The sequence below is a fragment of the Streptomyces aquilus genome (assembly GCF_003955715.1).
Classification (GTDB): domain Bacteria; phylum Actinomycetota; class Actinomycetes; order Streptomycetales; family Streptomycetaceae; genus Streptomyces; species Streptomyces aquilus.
This window is the reverse complement of the sequence record NZ_CP034463.1, coordinates 10,252,929-10,271,389: the sequence shown is the minus strand read 5'-3', so window position 1 is coordinate 10,271,389 and position 18,461 is coordinate 10,252,929. Positions and strand designations below refer to the sequence as shown.

Below are 18,461 nucleotides of genomic sequence, written 5' to 3'. Positions count from 1 at the left end.
GAGCGGTGGTGCGGAGCGAACATGCGGGTTACCTCCGGGGAGAGAGCGGCTGGGTTGGCGTAGAGGCGGCGGTGGCCGTCCGTGGATCCATGACAGGTATAGGCGTACGCCTCGAGCAGCGGCAAAATACGTTCCATGACACGGAACAGCGCGCAGGGGAACATGCTCGACAAGGCGGCTGCCGTCCTCGACTGCTTCCGCCCGGACGGCGGTATGTTCCGTCTCACGGAAATCGCTGCCCGCACGAGACTGGCCAAGACGACCGCGTTCCGTCTCTGCGCACACCTGGTGCGCCTCGGTCTGCTCGAACGCGACGGCGAGAACTACCGGCTCGGGGGCAAGCTCTTCGAGCTGGGCTCGCTGGTACCGCGCCGGCTCGACCTGCGGGAGGCGGCGTTGCCGTTCCTCCAGGACCTCTTCGAGGCCACGCGCGAGACCGTGCACCTCGGCATTCGGGAGGGGCACGACGTGGTCTATGTCGAGCGAATCCACGGCCACCAGGCCCTGGCGCTGCCCTCGCGCATCGGGGGGCGGCTCCCCCTGACTTGCACGGGCGTCGGCAAGGCGTTGTTGGCGTTCTCCGGCTCCGAGCTGGCGGATGAGGTGCTGGCCGGGCCTCTGCCCCGTCTCACTCCGCACTCGGTCACCGACCCGGCGCGGCTGCGTACGGCCATGGAGCAGATCCGGGTCTCCGGTCTCGCGTATGAGGAGCAGGAGGCCGCCCTCGGCGTCAGCTGCATCGCCTCGCCCGTCTTCGCCGGGCCGACGGCGGTGGCCGCCCTGTCCGTCGCCGTGCCGCGCGGCCGGTTTCACCCCGCCCAGCTGGCGCCCGCTGTGCGGACAGCCGCTCTGGGCCTGTCCCGTGTGCTGCGCTCGGGCAGCGGAACGGTGGGCGGCACCTCTTCCTGAGTCGGCACCGAGCGACCGGCCGAGGGCGGCGGGCAACCCGGCAGGCCTCCCGCACGTTCATGAATCACCACTGCCGCGATCCTTGACGCCCACCCCCACCCCTCTTACCGTAGCGATCATTCCAGCCATTGTAGTGACCACTACAAGAAGGTTGGTGCCGGTGCGGTTATCGCTGCACCGGTCATTTGTGGCTGCACCGGTGTCCGCGTGAACCGTCCAGCGGAGCCACCTTCCCCCCTTTCACTCCTTCGGTGAGGTGTTTCTATGAGCGCTACTGAACGAGCCGACTCACGCGGCATGAGACGGCGCGGACTGCTCAAGGCGGCGTTGCCGCTGGGAGCCACCGCGACAGTCCTCGGCACTGGGTCGGCGAGCGCGACCGGCAGCGCCTTTTCGGACGCTCCGGCACGCCGCGGCAGGGACCGCATCGACGTGCATTGCCATCTAATCCCGGACTTCTACCGCCGGTCCCTGGCGGCGCATGGCATCACCAACATTGGAGGCGTGCCGATTCCCGCGTGGAGCCCGACCCTCGCGGTCGACTTCATGAACCGCTACGGCATCCAGACCCAGGTGGTCTCTGTCTCCGAGCCGGGCGTCACCTATCTGTCCTCCTCGGAGGAACGGGTGGCGATGGCACAGCGTCTGAACACCTACACGAGCCGGGATCTGGTCCACACGGCGTCCGCACGCCTGAAGGGACGCTTCGGCGGATTCGCCGTCCTGCCCCTGAGCGGCACCGCCGACGAGCAGGACGTCTCCCACGCCGTCACCGAGGCCAGGCGGGCCGTGCGGGACCTGGAGCTGGACGGCGTGGGCATCTTCAGCAGCTACGGCGGGAAGTACCTGGGCGATCCCGTGTTCGAACCGCTGATGAAGGCGCTCGACGACCTGGGTGCCATGGTGTTCATCCACCCCGTGACCCCGCAGGGCTACCCGGATCTGGGGCTGCCGCCGTTCTTGTACGAGTTCACATTCGACACCACCCGCGCACTGGTCAACATGCTCTACAAGGGCATCTACCAGCGGTACCCACGCATCCGGTGGCTGGCCGCGCACGCCGGCGGCACTCTGCCGTACATCTCCTACCGCACCAGCCTGCTGACCCTGACCCCGGCGATCGCACAGCAGGTGGGGGCCGCCGGGCTGGACGACAGCAGCCCGTACTTCCGCAAGCTCTTCTACGACACCGCTCTGTCCCCGGCGCCTCAGGCGATGAAATCCGTGCGCGAACTGGCCGGACCTGAGCACATTCTCTTCGCCACCGACTGGCCGTTCACCAGTGCCCTGTTCCCCGCTGCCGGAGACCCCGCACCGCAGCTGGACAGGACCTTCTCGTTTGCTGAGCGACTGGCCGTCGAGCGGTCCAACGCGCTGGCTCAATTCCCCGCGCTGGCCGCCAGGATCGGGGCCAGGCCGGCCTGAGCGGGGCTCAACGACGGTGAGCCCCTTCTGTTGCTGTGAGTCCGCAGCGTGTGCCGCGGCCCGGCCGATCGGCCGGGCCGCGGCACGTCATTCCTCCCGTGCTCCGACGAGAACCCGCTCACGCCATCGGAGGTCCGTCCCGGCTCCTTCCATGGGCTGTGCACGCTGTCCGGCGGCGCTGCCCATCCACCCGAGCAGGAATCCCGCGGGAATGGCCATTACAGCGGTCGACTGCAGCCCGACGAGGTGGAAGTCCTGTCCCGGCAGGAGTGAGGTGGGCGTGCCTGAGAAGGAGAGGGAGCAGACGTACAGGGCGGTGGTGCAGAGGACACCGCCGTATACGGTCCACAGCAGCCCGGTCCGGTTGTACTTGCTCCAGAACAGTCCGTACAGACAGGCCGGCAAGACCGTGGAGGCGGCGAGAGTGAGTGCCAGATGGGTCAGGGACTGAAAGTTCCGTCCCTGGGCCATTACCGCCACGAAGATGCAGAGCCCGCCCACGGCTCCTACGGCCCATCTGGCCGATCGGACTTCCCGACGCTCGGACATACGGCCCCTACGTGCCGCGTGCGCGTGCAGGTCGTGCGCCAGGGCGGCCGCGGCACTCAGTGCGATGCCGGCGACTACCGCCAGTACGGTGACGAAGACGGAGCACGCGACAGCGGTGTACAGCACGTTGCCCGCAAGTCCTGAGGTGCCGGCCTCCAGCTCCCCGGCCAGGAGGAGAAGGGCCATCTGGCCGCTGCTGTCGAGGGCACGTATCTTCTGGCCTCCCACGACACCGGCAGCACCGAGTCCTGCGATGACGACGCAGAGGAAGAAAGCGGTCATGATGGCGATGGCGTAGCGGGTCGCTCGGCGGGCGGTGGCGCTGTCAGTGGCCGAGTTGATTCTCATCAGGACGTGCGGCATGCACGCGCCGCCCAGGACGACGGACAGTTGCAGGCTCAGGAAGTCGAGACGCCCGGCGGCGCCGTCACTCAGCGCTTGGCCGGGTTCGAAGTATCGGCCGTGAAGCCCACTCCCTTGCTCGGCCGCGGTCAGCAGGGCGCCCAGGTCGAAGTCGTGGTGCCGCAGGACCAGAAGGGCGAGAAGCACCATGGTGGTGAACACCACGGCCACCTTGACGATCTGGACGAGACTCGTCCCTCTCATGCCGCCGAGCACGGTGTAGCCGATCATCAGCACTCCGACGAAGGCGGTGCACACCTGTTCGGCTCCCAGACTGGTCAGTCCGAGCAGCAGTGCTGTGGCGCTGCCGGCTCCGGCCAGTTGAAGGACGAGGAAGGGCACGCAGACGGCCAAGGTGGCCGTGGCGGCAGCGATACGGGACGACGAACCCGGCGAACGCAGCGCGAGGATGTCGCCCAGGGTGTAGCGGCCGGCATTGCGCAGCGGACCGGCGAGGAGCAGGAACACGCCGACGGCCAGGCAGCTACTGACTGCCAGAGAGATGCCGTCGTACCCGGCCACGGCCACCAGGCCGGATACGCCCAGGAGTGTGGCGGCCGATATGTAGTCCCCGGTGAGCGCCAGCGCGTTCTGCACCGGCGTCAGTGATCGGTTGCCGGTGTAGAAGTCGGCCGTCGTGTCGCCCTCGGGACCGGCCAGAATGCACAGCAGGAGGGACAGGACGATGAATGCCATGAAGGCGGTCAGCACCATCGCCCGTTCATCGGAACCGCCCGAGACCGACGTGAACCCTACGGCGAGTGACAGCTCGGTCATCTCTGTCTCCCCTGCGATGAGTACGGCCATCGGGACATGGCTGCTGCCGAGCCCGGCTGAGGAAGCGATGGGTGCACGAGTTCGGCATGACGTCGCATCGAGTCGACGAGTGGATCGGCGTGGCGGCGGAGCGTGCGGTCGTACCACCATGAGGTCAGCAGCAGAACGGCCATCTGCAGAGCAGCGAGCACGACGCCCAGTGGCATCCTGCTCGCCAGACGGATGGCGGACAGCTCGCCGACTGTGCCGGAGAGCAGCGCGGTGAGCAGGAAGGCGGCGCCATTGAGCGCCAGGAACCGCCGGCGCGCGTCGGAAAGCGTGCGAGGCAGTTGTTGCAGGGCGCCCGCGACAGCCTCATGGGGCCGGTCGTCTGACGGGGGCCCGCTGCCGGGCATGGGAGGCGGGACGGACATGAGTTGGGGTCCTCTCGCGAGGTAGATGGTCACTCAATGGGGCCCCGGGCATCACGGTTCCTGGCATCCCATGACGGGAAGCACGGCGATCGGTATGCCGGACGGACCGAGCAGTGTGGGACGGTGACAGGTCGGCGCTCCGAACCGCAGGCGTTCGGGATTGCCGGGACCGCAAGAGTTCGCCCGTGATCGGCGGCGAGGCTAGGTGCCTGGTGAAGCCCCAGTGCGACGGGTGTGCGACCGGCCGAGAGGGCTGGCGGCGGTGTTGCGCCGCGCTGCCGCAGATCGGGGGAGTACGGTCACTCCGCCGGGCGGCGGAGTGACCGTCGCGGGTCAGTCGTCGGCGATGCCTGCACCACTGAGGGCAGGCACCGTGTTCTCGGGGTAAGTCAGGGAGCGGGCGCCCGCGCGGAACTGGGCGAGCTTGTCCACGATGGTCTGGCCGACGGGGAGGTGGCCCCAGATGCTGATGCCTTGGTGGGTGGTGGGTTCCCAGGTCGTCTCGTCGATGACGATCGGGTTCCAGCCGACTTCCCACTCGAAGCCCGAGGGTGTGCGGGCGTAGTACGACAGTTCCTTGTCGTTGGTGTGCTGGCCGACCGACAGGGCCATGTCGAAGCCGAGTTCGTGCACCCGCTGGTAGCTCTGGGCGACGTCGTCCAGGGTGGCAGCCTGGATGTTGAGGTGCTGGACGCGGGTGCGGATCGGGTCGATGGGCAGCCCGCGGGTGGCGGCAACCGCGATGGAGTGGTGGCGTTCGTTGACGCGCAGGAAGCGGATCTTGAGTTTGACGCCGCTGATGGTCTCGTCGATGTAGTCGGTCAGGCGGGCGTCGAAGACGGTGTTGAAGTAGCCGCGGATCTGGGTGGGCTTGGTGGAAGTCAGCGCGATGTGTCCCATGCCAGAGTCGCCGGTGACGAAGCCGGAGGCGAGCATGCGCAGCGGTTCGGCGGACTTCACCGGGGTGGTGTAGATCTCCTGGGTGATGCCCTTGGGGCCGGGGAAGCGCAGGACGCGTTCCACGCCGCGCAGGGCGGCCTCCTCGTCGGAGCCCTGGACGAGCGGGACGCCGTAGGCGCGGATACGGGCTTCGATCTGTTCGAAGGTGGCGTGGTCGTCGATGTGCCAGCCAGTGGCGACGACGTCCTCGGCTGGGCCGCGCCTGAGCAGGAAACGGCATTCCTGGTCGTCGAGGCGGAAGCGCATCAGGTCGCGGGAGAGGGTGTCGTGGTGCATGCCGATGGCGTCGGTGCCGAAGCGGCGCCAGTCGGCGAAGCGATTGGTCTCGATGATGATGTAGCCGAGGTGGACGGCGCCGAAGACGGAGGCGGTGCTGGTCGCTGCGGTGTTCATCGGCGGCCCGCCAGAAAGTCGGTGCACAGCCGGTTGAAGAGCTCCGCGCGTTCGAACTGGACCCAGTGCCCGGTGTTGGCAACCAGGTACAGGTCGCAGTTGGGCATGCGCTCGGCGAGCATCCTGCCGCCGGAGGGCCTGTTGACCTTGTCCTGTGCTCCCCACAGGACCAGTGTGGGGACGGGCAGTCGGGACAGGCGTGCATCGCGGGTGAAGTCCATCTTCCACAGGGTCCGCAGGGCGTTGGGTCCGGACGGCCGTTGCAGCGGCGGTGAGGCGATCACTTCCGGATCGATGCTGGCTTGGTAGCGCTCGTCGATCGCGGCGTCCGGGACATCGGCGGCGTTGAAGACGAGGTAGTTGCGGATGAACTTTTCCAGCTTCGAGCGCGAGGGTCCGTCGCCTGTGTAGTAGTTCAGCAGGCTGTTGAGGCCTGGGGTGGGAAGGGCGCGGGTGGTGCCGATGCCGCCGGGGCCCATCAGGACCATGCGATCGACCCGGTCGGGGGTGTCCAGGGCCAGGCGCAGGGCGCAGGCGCCGCCGTAAGAGTTGCCGACCAGATGCGCCTTTTTTAGGCCGAGTTCGTCGAGGAGGCGGCGAATGCCGTCGGCCAGGTAGCCGAAAGGGTCGCTGCCGTCGACGCCCTTGGTGCTGCGGCCGTAGCCGGGCAGGTCGGGCACGATGACCCGGTAATCCTTGGCCAGCTCCGAGATGTTGCGGGCGTAGTTGGAGACGCCGGAGGCTCCGGGGCCTCCGCCGTGTAGCAGCAGGACCGGCGGGCCGTCTCCGGTCTCCGCGGCAAAAATCTTCCTTCCGCCGATGTCGTACGTCGTCTCCTGCATCGTCGGCAGGCCGGTCGGTGTCGTCGTCATGATGCCGGTGTCCTCACTGGGCGGTGGACGCGGTAGGGCGGGGAGTCGTGGACGGAGTGAAGCCGCGGGGCGGCGGCGGAAGCGGGGCGCCCCCGGGGGTCGCCGCGTAGACATAGGCGTCGGGACGCAGGGCGAGCGTGGCCGCGCCGTGCCGGGTCATCCAGGGCAGCAGGACGCCGTCGTTATCGACGAGGGTGCCCTCGGTCGGCCGGGAGCCGGTAAGTGTGATGGTCAGGGAAGGAACGCCAACGAGGTTCCAGGCGGGCTGAGGGATGGCGGTGCCCGCGTGCAGAAGGATCCATCGGCCGCCGAGCGCGTCGTCGAGTCGGACACGGGTGCCGTCGGGGCCCGTGACCCAGGGCTGGGGAATCTGGTGGCCGGTCGCCTTGGTGCGAGGGCGGGCCTGCAGGCCAGCTTCGTAGCGGGCGACGGGGATCCAATTCGAGTCCTGCATCCAATCGCCGAAACCCGGTATGCGGTCCAGGGCGCGCAGGGCGCCGTTGCGGACGCGGGCGACCGGCAGACGGCGCTCAGTGATGATCCCGCCGACGAACACCGCCCGCTTCGTGACTTCCTTGACGTGCGGCTTGCGCTCGGCCTCGTAGCTGTCGAGGACCGTCTCGGGCAGTTCGCCGCGCAGCACGGCGTCGAGTTTCCAGCAGAGGTTGGCCACGTCGCGCACGCCGGCGGCCATGCCCTGGCCGATCCACGGCGGCATGGCGTGGGCGGCGTCGCCAGCGAGGAAGACCCGGCCCATGCGGAAGCGGGTGGCGAAGCGCACATGGTGGCTGTAGACGGTGGCGCGCAGGACTTCGATGCTGTCGCGGGAGATGCCGTACCGGGCCACCAGCTGGTACACGGCCTCCTCGGTGGTCAGCTGCTTCTCGTCGTCGCCGGGCAGGATGGGGAACTCCCACCGGTGGTGGCCGAGCGGGGTCGGGCAGTCCACTGCCGGGCGGGCCGGGTCGCAGTGGAAGCGCAACTTGTCGTGGTCCGGCCAGGGCTTGAGCATCTTCGTATCGATCACCACCCAGCGGTCCTCGTACGTCTTTCCCTCATAGCCGATGTTCAGCTGGGCACGGGTGAGGCTGGAGCCGCCGTCGGCCGCGATGACGTAGGAAGCGCGCAGCCGGTGGACGGAGTCGTCGGCCGTGCCGACGACCGTCAGCTCCACGCCGTCGGCGTCCTGGCGCAGGCGCAGACACTCGTGGCGCAACAAGATCTTCACGTTCGGATAGCGGCCTACTCCGTCACGCAGGACCTGCTCCAGCGCGGGCTGGTAGATGAACATCTGCGGCGGGTGACCGTGCCCGCGCGGGGTGGGGTGCGCGCTGAGAAACGTACGGCCATTAGCGTCAACGAAGTCCACCTCCCGCTCGGTCAGCATGTCCTGCTTGAGCCGCTCGGCCAGGCCGATCCGCTGCCAGATGCGGACGACCTCCTCGTCGGTGGAGATGGCCCGGGCACGGGTGAAGATCTCGGCGTCCCGCTCCAGGACGACAACACGCAGCCCCATTGCCCCCAGCAGGTTCGCCGCGGTCACGCCCGTGGGCCCGTAACCGATCACCGCCACGTCATAGGCGCTGTCCTCGGTTTCTGTTCCGGCCCCGGTCTCACTCATCAGGCCACCTCACTGTCGATCTCGCCCGCACGGCTGTTGATGTAGCGTTCACTCCAATTGGAACGAGTGCTACGGTAGGCTTGTCGCCGGGGACGGTCAAGCGGCCGGCGCGAAGCGCACCAAGAGGAGGAGCACCTGCCATGACGAAGCCGCAGACGACGCGCAAGAAGCGCGCGAACGGAGTGGAGTCGCGACAGCGCATCCTCGACGCCGCCGTGGAGATCGCCGGCGAGCGGGGATACGAGGGCACGTCGATCGCCGCCGTCAGCGCCGCGTGCGGGCTGCCCGCCAGCTCGATCTACTGGCACTTCAAGGACAAGGACGACCTGATCGCCGCTGTCATCGAGCGCAGCTTCGACACCTGGCTGGCCGCGGTCGAACTCCCGGGCGAGGAGACGGGCACTCCACTGGAGCGGGTCACCGCCATGGCGGGGAACGTGGCGAAGTCACTGATCGACGCCCCCGACTTCCTCCGTCTGGGGCTGATGCTCGCGCTGGAGCGGCGCCCCGCCGAACCGCGCGGCCGCACGGTGTTCCTCCAAGTCCGCGACATCGCGTGCGCGAAGATCGCCGAGATGGCCGAAGCGCTGGTTCCGGGCCTCGACGAGGAGTCCGTTCAGATCCTGACGACCTACGCCGTCGCGGGCGCCGACGGGCTGTTCGTCCAGCGGGAGATCAACGGTGACGCTGTCGACCTGGTGGCGATGCTCGAATTGCACGCCCAGCTGGTCTACGAGGCGGCGACACGCATGGCGGCGAGGAACAAGGCATGACGCCGGCAGCTGCCCGGCGCCGCGTGGAAGCCGCCCAGCTGCTACGCGAGGCCGAACGCCGCACGGCACCGATCGAACCGCTCTCTACCACGTGGCCCGATCTCGATCTCGCCGACGCCTACGCCGTCCAGCAGGACAACATCGCCCGCCGCCTGGCCGCCAAAGCCACAGTGATCGGCCACAAGGTCGGTCTCACCTCAGCCCCGGTGCGGCAACTCCTCGGCGTGCACGAGCCGGACTTCGGACATCTGCTGGACGACATGGTCCACCGCGACGGCGGCACGGTACGCGCCGCCCGGTACTGCGCCCCACGCGTCGAACCCGAGATCTGCTTCCGCCTCGCCCGGCCACTGCGCGGGCCCGGCGTGACCACCGCTGACGTACTGGCCGCCACCGGGGCGATCGCGCCCGCGCTGGAGATCGTCGACAGCCGCATCCGCGACTGGCGGATCACACTGGTCGACACCGTCGCGGACAACGCCAGCTCTGCGGGACTGGTGTGCGGCTCCTGGACCCCGATGGACTACACACCCGACCTCGCGGCGGTCAGCGTGGATCTGCTCGTCGACGGAAGCCAGGTGGCGTTCGGCAGCGGCAAGGAGGTCCTGGGTCACCCGGCCACCGCAGTCGCCTGGCTGGCCAACGCCCTCGCCGATTTCGGCATGGAACTGGACGCCGGACACGTCATCCTGCCCGGCGCCATGACCACCGCTCCCTTCATCGGCACCGGTCAGAAGGCGGAGGCGCGTTTCGGGGCCCTCGGCTCAGTGTCGGTGTCTTTCATCTGACGACAGCCCGCCCTCCATCCGCACATGACATCACTCAGCCACACTCGCGACTCCGTTACCTACCCGGCCCGCCCCGACCTTCTCTGCCGCTCTCCCAACGGCCCTCCCCCACCGCCACGCCGGACTTCTTCGCACCCCCAGGCACCGGCACTCCTAGCCTCGTCGGGTGGGCCGACAGTGCACGGACGACGGCCGGGATGATGCGACTCCCCCACCGCACCCCGTAGACCGCATGAAAGGCCGCTTCATGTCCCCTTCGGCACATCGCATCGACGTACATCAGCACGTAGTGCCCGCCTTTTACCGCGACGAGCTCGCCACGGCCGGCATCGCCGACGCCGGCGGCCGGGCTCTGCCCGACTGGCGCCCCGAGTCCGCCCTGCGACTGATGGACCTGCTGGGCATCACCACGTCGATCGTCTCCGTGTCCACACCCGGCACCGGCTTCCTCACCGACCCCGCCAAGGCCGCCGACCTGGCCCGACGCCTCAACGACCACTCCGCGGCCTTGGCCTCCGACCATGCCGGCCGCTTCGGCTTCTTTGCCACGCTGCCGATGCCCGACGCCGATGCCTCCGCCGCCGAGGCCGTGCGTGCACTGCATGACCTGCGCGCTGACGGCGTCACCCTGCTCGCCAACAACCGGGGTACCTACCTCGGCGAGGACGATCAGGACGCGCTGTGGCAGACGCTGAACGACCGTGGCGCCGTGGTCTTCGTACACCCGGCGCAGCTGCCCGTACCCCCGGTCGACGGCATTCCCGCCTTCGCCGCCGACTTCCTTCTGGACACCACCCGCGCCGCCTACCTCCTGGTCCGCAACGGCATCCCGCGCCGCTACCCGGACATCCGGTTCATCCTCAGCCACGCCGGCGGCTTCGTTCCCTACTCATCACACCGCATGGCCCTCACCATCGCCAACGACACCGCGCGCAGCCCACTCGACGTACTGGACGACTTCCGCTCCTTCTACTTCGACACCGCCCTGTCCTCCAGCCCCGCTGCCCTGCCCACCCTGCTCGCCTTCGCCCGCCCTGGACACGTTCTCTTCGGCAGCGACTGGCCCTTTGCCCCCACTCCCGCCGGGCAGTACTTCGCGAACGGTCTCGACGACAACGTCGCCCCGGACACGCTCAAGGCCGTCAACCGCACCAACGCCGAAGCACTCTTTCCCCGTCTGGCCGCCACTTCCCCGACGCCGCCCCCAGCCCTACCGGCCCCCGTGCGCCTGCGCCAGGCTGCGCAGCGCACCGCCGCGCGCCTGGTCTTCAAGCTCCTGCAGCCCAGCACCGACTGAGACAGGTTCCTCATGTCCACCAGCCCCCACCGCAAGTCCGACGATCAGACCGAAGACCGGCAGGACGCCGTCGCGACCGGCCGGGCCGGCCACAACGGCGTGCTCTTCGCCATGTGCCTGTCCCTGGTCCTCGTGGTCGCCTCCGTCTCCGCTCTCAACCTCGCACTGCCGGACCTCGCCATCGACCTGTCGGCGACCAACGGCGCACTGACCTGGATCGCCGACGGCTACACCGTCGCCCTGGCCGCTCTCGTCCTGCCCCTCGGCGCCATCGGCGACCGAATCGGCCGCCGCGACGTCCTCATCGCGGGCACCATCGTCTTCGGCGCCGCCTCCCTGGCCGCGTCCTTCGCCGACTCCACCACCACGCTCATCGTCTGGCGAGTCGTCATGGGGCTGGGAGCCGCGATGATCATGCCGGGAACCCTGTCCACGATCACCGCTGCCTTTCCGCCCGAGCAGCGCGTCAAGGGCGTGGCCACCTGGTCCGGCTTCGCCGCCGCCGGGGCCATCATCGGCATGCTCGCCGCAGGGGCCCTGCTGGAGTGGTTCTCCTGGCGGTCGATCTTCATCACCAGCGCCGCGGTCGCCCTCGTAGCCGCCGTCACCGCCCTCCTCTTGTCGCCCAACACCAAAGACGAGCACCCCTCCCCGCCCGACGTGTCCGGGGCCATCTCCACGGCCGTCGGTATCGGCGCCCTCGTTTTCGCCATCATCGAAGGCAACGAGCAGGGCTGGACGGAACACATCGTGATCGCCGCCCTCGTGGTCACGGTGGTGGCCTTCGCCGCTTACGCCTGGCTCGGCCTGCGGCATGAACACCCACTGCTCGATCCCGCTCTCTTCGGCATCCGCGGCTTCCGGGCCGGCGCGATCACCGTCCTTGTGCAGTTCATGGCCGTCTTCGGGTTCTTCTTCGTCGGCCTGCAGTACCTGCAGCTCATCCTCGGCTACAGCCCGCTCAAGGCCGCCGCCGCCCTCGTTCCCGTCGCCGTCGTCGTCCTGCCCACCTCCCAGGCCACCCCTCACCTGGTGCGACGGGTCGGGATGAAGGTCACCATGACCGTCGGCCTGCTCCTGCTGAGCGCCGGTCTGTTCGTCATCTCCCAGCTCGACGTCGGCTCCGGATACCTGCCCTTCCTCGGCGGACTCATCCTGGCGGGCTTCGGCATCGGCCTGTCCGGAGCTGTGGGCACCTCTGCCATCACCGGCTCACTCGGCCGCGGCCAGCAGGGAGTCGCCTCCGCGATGAACGACACCACACGCGAGGTCGGCTCGGCCGTCGGCATCGCCCTCATGGGCTCGATCTACGGCAGCCACTACCGCTCCAACCTGCCCGACTCTGTCGACCAGCTCCCCGCCGAAGCCTCCGAGGCCGCACGGGACTCCGCCGCTGCGGGCCTTCATGTCGCCGATCAGCTCGGCGCCCGGGGCGCGGCCCTGGCAGACGGCGTCAAGTCCGCCTTTATGGACGGCTTGTCCGCTTCACTCATCGCCGTCGGCATCATCGTTCTCGCCGCCGCGATCGGGTGCCTGCTCCGCGCACCGAAGACACCGCCGACATCCGACTAAGTGAGGGAAGGCCCCAGTTTGTCGCGTCCCCAGCAGCCGAGGTGAGGACAGTTCTCCCTACCGATCCCAAGACGCGGCACGAACAGGGGCCGGTAGGTCACCTTCGACTGCGCAGGACCCGTAGCGGATGCAGGTCGACAACGCCTGTTGCGAGTGAGAAGCCCCCGAGCGGACATCGAACGGGCTCGGCCCGTATGGCATCCAGACGCCGCTACCGGCCTCTCCGCGCTTGCCCATGATGCCGCGTTTCGCCGCCCGGCGGACGTCTGGGTGGGCCTCGCAGCGGCCTTCATCGGCGTCGTCGGGTGAGGTCGGGAACCGAAGCATGGGCGGCCACCTGTCGCTGCAGGGCCGTGTTGGTCTCTTTGAGCTTGCTGTTCTCGATCTCCAGTACCTGGATGATGCGGGCCATCAGCTGGGCCTGGATACGCAGATCGTCGCGTTCAGCGCGGACTCGGGCCAGGTCCTGCTGCTGCTTGGCCGCGCGGGCCCGCAGGGACTCGGGCACTCCTTCGGGTAGGGGAGCTCGGGCCTTGACCAGGGCGTAGAAAAGGTCCTTGAGCCCGGTGTGTTTGTGGGTGAGCTTGTTGCGGCGCAGTCCGGCTTCGGCGGCCAGCGAGACGATGGTCAGTTTGCCGTCGGAGTGCAGCGGGGCGCCGATCAGCAGGCGCACCATGGCATCGGTGATGGCCCGGACCTCCGCGGCGTCCTCGGTGGCGGCGTGGCCCTGGGCGTGAGCGAAGGCCTCGCCGACGAGCTGGGCCAGCGCCGCGCCGTCGTGCAGGCCGGGCGCGGCCGCGGCATTCATCGTCGCTCCGTGGGTTCGCTGTCAGCCGGCTGCTGGGCGTCGTGGCGGCTGATGATGGCGGTGAGGTGGTCCTTGCGTTGTTGTTCGCGGGCGGCGATGGGGTAGGGGTTGAGGCCGGCGTCGGCGTCCGCGTCGATCCGGGCGACCTCGGTGCGCAGGGCAGTGATCTGGCTGTCGGTGCGGCTGATGTTCGCGCACGCCGGGTGGCAGCGGGAGTGGTCGGGGGTGCTGCGGCCGCCGTTGCGCGCCCGGTCGCGGTCGGGGTTGCACAGCGCGGTGAATGCGTCGTGGTTGCAGGTCAGGAACGCCTTCGGGTCTTCATAGACCTGGAGGCGGGGGTTGGCGACCAGTGCGCGCAGTTCGCGTCGTCCCAGGTAGGTCCCGGCGTAGCGGTCGGAGAACTCGGTGGCCGCGGCGCGGTAGCGGTCGGCGGCCGGGCCGCTGACTTTCTCGCCGGCGGCGAGGCGTTCGCCGGCCTCGGTGAGGGTCTCGGCCAGGGCCAGGCCCTTCTCCTGGTCCAGGACCTCGAGCATGTCGGCCTTCGAGCGGCCGGCGTAGGACTCCGACATGGCGGTGGCCGCGTGGCCGTACTGCACCGCCAGCGCAATCCGGCCGCCGGGCTGGCGGTAAACGAACCAGGCGATGGTGCGGCGGAAGCGGCGCAGGGCGACGGCGCCGTCGGGGTCGGGCGGGATCAGCTCGTGGGGCCGATCGTGGGCGGCGGCGAGCTGGTTGGCCCAGGCGGTGAAGGCGCGGATCCGTTCCACGGCGGTGTCGGGGGACAGGCCGGTGCGGGGCATGCAGGTGCCCTTGGCGTACCGGTAGAGGGTGCGGGTGAAGAGCTGTTCGCCGTCTTCGAGTTCCTCGACGACGGCGATGGCGCGCGCGACGGGCTCCAGCACGATCCACGGGTCGGCTCGCACTTCGCCTTCGCCGATCGTGTTGCCGTCCTCGTCCAGCACCCCTTTGAAGTGCCGGCCGCGGATCTCGAACCGTACGGTGCCGTCGTCGCGCTCCACGCGGGTGCAGCAGCCGCGGCGCAGGGCCAGGACCTCCTCGGGCCGCATGCCGGAGAGGTAGGCGCAGCAGATCAGGGCGGCAGTGGACAGGTGCAGCATCAGCACGTCCACGTCGTCGAAGCCGATCGCCGCTCGCCACGGGGCGGCGCCGATCCGGGCGGTGAGCGGAACGTCGAGGAGCGGGGCGGGGCCGAAGTCGGTCGGGGTGAGCTCGTCGGTCAGGAGGCCGCGGGCGCGGGCGACTTGGGAGGTGGTGACGCCGAGGGTGCCAGCCAGGAAGGTGTTGGCCATCGGCGGCAGCGGCCCGCCGAAGCGGGCGCGCACGGCGGTGGCGCCGGGCGCGCCGCTGGAGGGCAGCTGCTGCCCGGCCGCGAGCAGGCCGCGCAGGTGGGCCACCGCGGTCTCGGTGCCGCCGCGCGGGGCGCGGTCGGGGATCGCGGCGAGCAGCCGGCGGTGCTCGCGGGCGGCGGCCAGGATGTCCGGGGACAGATCCAGGACCATGCGCAGCGCCCACACCAGCAGCGGGGCCATGACGGCCGGGTGCACGATCGCGACGGCGTTCTCGCCGCCCGGGGTGTCGTCGTTGGCGCCGAGGAAGTCGGACATGACTGCGGCCGGGTCCTCCCAGGGAGGCATGACCAGCCGGTCGTGCTCGGGCAGGTAGGGGGCGTAGGCCCACAGCCGCGAGATCACCCCCAGGGCCTTGGCGTCGGTGCGCCACTGGCGGCCGAGCGGGCGCAGGTGCTCGGCGTACGCCTCCAGGTCGCCGGCGGTGACCCGGGAGAGCTCGGTGATGCCGCGGCCGCCGAGCCAGGTGGCGAAACGGATCCAGATCTGAAAGTTGTGGCGCAGGGTGCCCGGTTGGGTGGTGGAGCGCGAGGCGCGCTGCTGGAGCAGCACCGCCGGGGTCGGGATATTCAGCTCGGCGAACGCCGCGCGCATGATGCCGGGCCGCAGCCCGGCGGGGCAGCGGCTCCAGTCGATGACCAGCGAGCGGTTCGACTCCCTGGGGCTGATCAACGCCAGGCGCCAGGCCAGATCGCGAAAGCGCGGCAGCTGCCCGGGGTCGAAGCCGGGCCGCAGCCGGTTGAACGGCAGGACGAATGCGTCCGGGGCTGGGTCGACGACCTCCGGGCCGGCGGGCAGGGGCGAGGACGCGTTCACGGGTCCAGCCTCCTCTCCAGCATCGCGTGGATCAGCTCCCGCTCGCTGTCGGCGACCGCGGCGAACAGCTGGGGCCGCGCGTCGGTGGTGGTGTAGGTGGTCAGGAAGTCGCCGATCCGCGCGTGGTGCGTCGCCCAGTCCGCGGCCCACACCGCCGGTGTCACGGCCGAGCGCAGGGACTCCAGCGCCTGGTGCAGGTAGGCGATGCGGGGCAGGTCGCGGCCGGTGGCCACCGCGTTGCGGCAGGAGAAGCACAGCAGGAACGACACCGCGCACGGCATCCCGGCCGTGCTGTGGTCGGAGTTGAGGAAGTCCGCGCACGAGGCGACCGGGGTGCGCAGCCGACCGGCCACAATCCGGCGGGCCACCTCCACGTCGATCCCGGCCTCCTGGGCCACGGGCTCGGGGCTCACCTCGCCGACGGCGTCGACCTCCTCGACCAGGCGCATGGCGACCGTCTGCCGGGCGGAGGCCAGAGCCTGGGCCAGCCCAAGTTCCACCGCGCCGCGCGAGGCGGCGCGGACGTCCTCGTCCTGAAGCTGGTAGTCCCGCTCGTGGGTGTCCTGGGTGTTGTTGCGGGCCCGGCCGTGGTGCGCCTGCGCGCTGTGGCGCAGCGCCTGGGCGTGTACCCGGGCGGGCAGGTCTACGCCGCCTGCGCGAACCTGCTGCTGCCAGAGCCGGATCGCGCCCTCCAGGGCCTTGCCGACCTCGTGGTCGCGGAGATTCTCGGCTCCGCCCAGGCCGCGGTGGCCGACCAGCAGCTTCGTCGCGGGCCGGCCCAGCGCTTCCAGGGTGGTGCGGGCCTGTGCGGTCAGCTCCAGCACGTGACGCAGGGCGCGGCCGCTGGAGCCCTCGCCGACGTCGACGAGCGTGTTGCTCGCGTGTCGGCGCCGTCCGCGCCGGGCCGGCGGGCGGCGCCGCGGCGTCTCCATGAACACGCGGGTCGCCTCCGGCACCCCGGGCGCCCGCCGGACGACCGCGGCCAGGACCCGGCGGACGTGGATGTCGCCGCTCCACTGCTTCCACCACTCCACCGTGATGTGCTCGGTCGCGGTGACGGGCGGTTCGGCCGCCGCCGCGTGCTTGAACAGCAGCTTCAGCGTGCTGGTGTTCGTCTGGTAGGTGTCCTGGCTGCCCCAGCCCCGGCCCTGCGCGGCCAGGGCGGCCACCAGCGCCCGCCGGAAGTCGACGGGGCCGGGGCTGTCGCGGAAGTCCCACACGCCCAGCGGTTTCCCGGCGCCGCTGACCGGGCGGATCACCAGGCCGTCCGCGTCCAGCACCGGTGCCTTGCGGTAGTCCGTCGGCGGCAGCGCCGCCCGGCGCCCGCGCCCGCTCACGCCGCGTCCAGGATCAGGCCCGTGCGCGCCGCCAGCTCCGCGATCTTCTCTGCGTTCACCGGGTTGTGGTCGTCGCCGAGCAGCGACTCCAGCTGCAGCCCGCGCACCGGCTCCAGGTAGACGTCCCGCGTCACCTGGTCACTGCGGTGCCCGAGCATGTCCTTGACCATCAGCCAGACCTGCCCGTACACCTCCTCGTAGTGCAGGCGCTCGGCAGGTGTCAGCCCGAGCCGGCGGTCCAGCGCGTTGTGCAGCGCGATCAGGGTCCGCAGGGCCATGGAGTGCCGCAGCATCTTCGGCGTCGCGAAGACCTCGAGCCCCGCGGCGGCGCACCGGTCGCTCGCCCGCTCGAAGACCTTCGTCCAGCTCGTGTACCGCAGCGGCAGCCCGCTCTCGGTCAGCCACAGCATCGCCGGCTCCAGGCCGTCCTCGCCCTCGACGAACAGCAGCATTCGCTCGGCCGCCGTCAGCCTCCCGAGCGCGCTCTCCCCCGCACGACCGTCCCGGCTTCTCCACCGCACGCGGCCCGCCCGGCTGACCGACTGGATGATGCGCAGGTCGGGCAGCCGGTCGTAGACGCCGTGCCGTCGCGCGCGGGCCACCGCCAGGGCGCGCGTGCTCATCCGGTAGCCCTCGACGCGCTGGAGCGCCGGATGGCCGACGTAGAAGGTGTAGCCGGCCCGCTTGGCCACACCTTGGCCCACCCTGCCCGCGTAGTAGTTTCGCCGCCCGAGCGCCGGGAGTTCGCAGAGCAGCAGGGTGCCTCCCTCGCGGCGCCGCAGGCCGCTGGAGTACATCAGGTCGGCGTAGGCCATGTCCCGGCCGGCCGAACGGCCGCGCCACGCCTCGTCCTCCAGGCCGCTCGGCAGCATGCCGCCGAGCCCGACGTTGCGCCACAGTCGAAAGGCACGAGGCGACAGCCACTTCACGTCCGACGTCTTCACGTCCGTCGGCGAGGCCAACGTCACCGGATTCGCCGGCACGAGGCCACGCTTGGCCGCGATGCCGTACAGCAGCTTCAGCGCGGCCTGCTCCTTCGCCCAGGTGCCGCCGTCGACCGGCGCCGGGTTCGTCGCCCCGCGCCGGCGCCAGTCCTCCCAGTCCTCAACGTCGTCCTCCGACGCCTCGTTCCAGTCCAGTCCGCGCTGCCACAGGAACGTGAAGAACAGCCGGTAGAGCGGGGCGTACGTGACCTGCGTGCCCTGCGCCTTGGCCGAGAACGCCGAGCGTCGCAGGCACTCACTTACTGATGGTTTCAGAATGACTGGTGATGGCTTGGGTGCATGAGCGGCCTGGAGTGTGCCGTCCCCGGGGTCGCGCCACCGCCGGACATGGGCGCGCTGTTCACCTTGGCGCTGACACGTCGTCGGCACTCGCTATTG

At 69.9% G+C, this 18,461-nt stretch carries 15 protein-coding genes; 6 read left to right on the top strand and 9 right to left on the bottom strand.

All coding sequences use genetic code 11. The annotated features are described in order from the left end of the window. Nucleotides 1–162 precede the first annotated feature (162 nt). Both EJC51_RS46920 and EJC51_RS46915 read left to right on the top strand, forming a co-directional pair. Nucleotides 163–909, top strand: a complete 747-nt coding sequence (locus tag EJC51_RS46920) for an IclR family transcriptional regulator (protein ID WP_126277447.1) — start codon at nucleotides 163–165, stop codon at nucleotides 907–909. Nucleotides 910–1,206: 297 nt separating this feature from the next. Continuing rightward, nucleotides 1,207–2,334: an amidohydrolase family protein gene (locus tag EJC51_RS46915; RefSeq protein WP_166682990.1), complete on the top strand. Its 1,128-nt coding sequence runs from the start codon at nucleotides 1,207–1,209 to the stop codon at nucleotides 2,332–2,334. An 87-nt stretch (nucleotides 2,335–2,421) separates the two neighbouring features. On the opposite strand, the gene EJC51_RS46910 is transcribed toward EJC51_RS46915, so the two are convergent. The 5 genes from EJC51_RS46910 to EJC51_RS46895 all read right to left on the bottom strand — a co-directional run bounded on the left by EJC51_RS46910 (nucleotide 2,422) and on the right by EJC51_RS46895 (nucleotide 8,321). Next, nucleotides 2,422–4,062, bottom strand: coding sequence for a sodium/solute symporter (locus EJC51_RS46910; protein WP_166682989.1), 1,641 nt, complete (start codon nucleotides 4,060–4,062; stop codon nucleotides 2,422–2,424). Beyond that, on the bottom strand, nucleotides 4,059–4,475 hold the full coding sequence (locus EJC51_RS48115; RefSeq protein WP_166682988.1) for a DUF485 domain-containing protein: 417 nt from the start codon (nucleotides 4,473–4,475) through the stop codon (nucleotides 4,059–4,061). Before EJC51_RS48115 ends, EJC51_RS46910 begins: the two co-directional genes overlap by 4 nt. Nucleotides 4,476–4,808: 333 nt before the next feature. After that, on the bottom strand, nucleotides 4,809–5,828 hold the full coding sequence (locus tag EJC51_RS46905) for a VOC family protein (RefSeq protein WP_126276703.1): 1,020 nt from the start codon (nucleotides 5,826–5,828) through the stop codon (nucleotides 4,809–4,811). Then, on the bottom strand, nucleotides 5,825–6,700 hold the full coding sequence (locus tag EJC51_RS46900; protein WP_126276702.1) for an alpha/beta fold hydrolase: 876 nt from the start codon (nucleotides 6,698–6,700) through the stop codon (nucleotides 5,825–5,827). The genes EJC51_RS46905 and EJC51_RS46900 overlap by 4 nt, the downstream gene beginning before the upstream one ends. Nucleotides 6,701–6,713: 13 nt before the next feature. Beyond that, the gene (locus tag EJC51_RS46895) at nucleotides 6,714–8,321 is read right to left on the bottom strand and encodes a bifunctional 3-(3-hydroxy-phenyl)propionate/3-hydroxycinnamic acid hydroxylase (RefSeq protein ID WP_126276701.1); all 1,608 of its coding nucleotides are present in this window, start codon (nucleotides 8,319–8,321) and stop codon (nucleotides 6,714–6,716) included. 140 nt (nucleotides 8,322–8,461) lie between these two features. Between EJC51_RS46895 and EJC51_RS46890 the strand changes: the two genes are divergently transcribed. The 4 genes from EJC51_RS46890 (at nucleotide 8,462) to EJC51_RS46875 (ending at nucleotide 12,751) form a co-directional block, all read left to right on the top strand. Further along, nucleotides 8,462–9,094 carry a TetR/AcrR family transcriptional regulator gene (locus EJC51_RS46890; protein WP_126276700.1) on the top strand — a complete coding sequence of 211 codons (633 nt, stop codon included), beginning with the start codon at nucleotides 8,462–8,464 and terminating at the stop codon, nucleotides 9,092–9,094. After that, on the top strand, nucleotides 9,091–9,882 hold the full coding sequence (locus tag EJC51_RS46885) for a 2-keto-4-pentenoate hydratase (protein WP_126276699.1): 792 nt from the start codon (nucleotides 9,091–9,093) through the stop codon (nucleotides 9,880–9,882). Before EJC51_RS46890 ends, EJC51_RS46885 begins: the two co-directional genes overlap by 4 nt. Nucleotides 9,883–10,129: 247 nt before the next feature. Next, the gene (locus EJC51_RS46880) at nucleotides 10,130–11,179 is read left to right on the top strand and encodes an amidohydrolase family protein (RefSeq protein ID WP_126276698.1); all 1,050 of its coding nucleotides are present in this window, start codon (nucleotides 10,130–10,132) and stop codon (nucleotides 11,177–11,179) included. Nucleotides 11,180–11,191: 12 nt separating this feature from the next. Beyond that, on the top strand, nucleotides 11,192–12,751 hold the full coding sequence (locus EJC51_RS46875; RefSeq protein ID WP_126276697.1) for an MFS transporter: 1,560 nt from the start codon (nucleotides 11,192–11,194) through the stop codon (nucleotides 12,749–12,751). A gap of 289 nt (nucleotides 12,752–13,040) precedes the next feature. On the opposite strand, the gene EJC51_RS48345 is transcribed toward EJC51_RS46875, so the two are convergent. Genes EJC51_RS48345 through EJC51_RS46855 form a run of 4 tightly spaced genes read right to left on the bottom strand, consistent with a single transcriptional unit; the run spans nucleotide 13,041 to nucleotide 18,452 of the window. After that, entirely contained in the window at nucleotides 13,041–13,559 is a 519-nt protein-coding gene (locus tag EJC51_RS48345; protein ID WP_208870797.1) for a hypothetical protein, read from the bottom strand. Next, complete coding sequence (locus EJC51_RS46865; protein ID WP_126276696.1) at nucleotides 13,556–15,742, bottom strand: integrase; 2,187 nt, start codon at nucleotides 15,740–15,742, stop codon at nucleotides 13,556–13,558. Before EJC51_RS46865 ends, EJC51_RS48345 begins: the two co-directional genes overlap by 4 nt. After that, nucleotides 15,739–17,079, bottom strand: coding sequence for a hypothetical protein (locus EJC51_RS46860; RefSeq protein WP_126276695.1), 1,341 nt, complete (start codon nucleotides 17,077–17,079; stop codon nucleotides 15,739–15,741). Before EJC51_RS46860 ends, EJC51_RS46865 begins: the two co-directional genes overlap by 4 nt. Further along, the gene (locus EJC51_RS46855) at nucleotides 17,076–18,452 is read right to left on the bottom strand and encodes a site-specific integrase (RefSeq protein ID WP_126276694.1); all 1,377 of its coding nucleotides are present in this window, start codon (nucleotides 18,450–18,452) and stop codon (nucleotides 17,076–17,078) included. Before EJC51_RS46855 ends, EJC51_RS46860 begins: the two co-directional genes overlap by 4 nt. Between the last annotated feature and the right edge of the window lie 9 nt (nucleotides 18,453–18,461).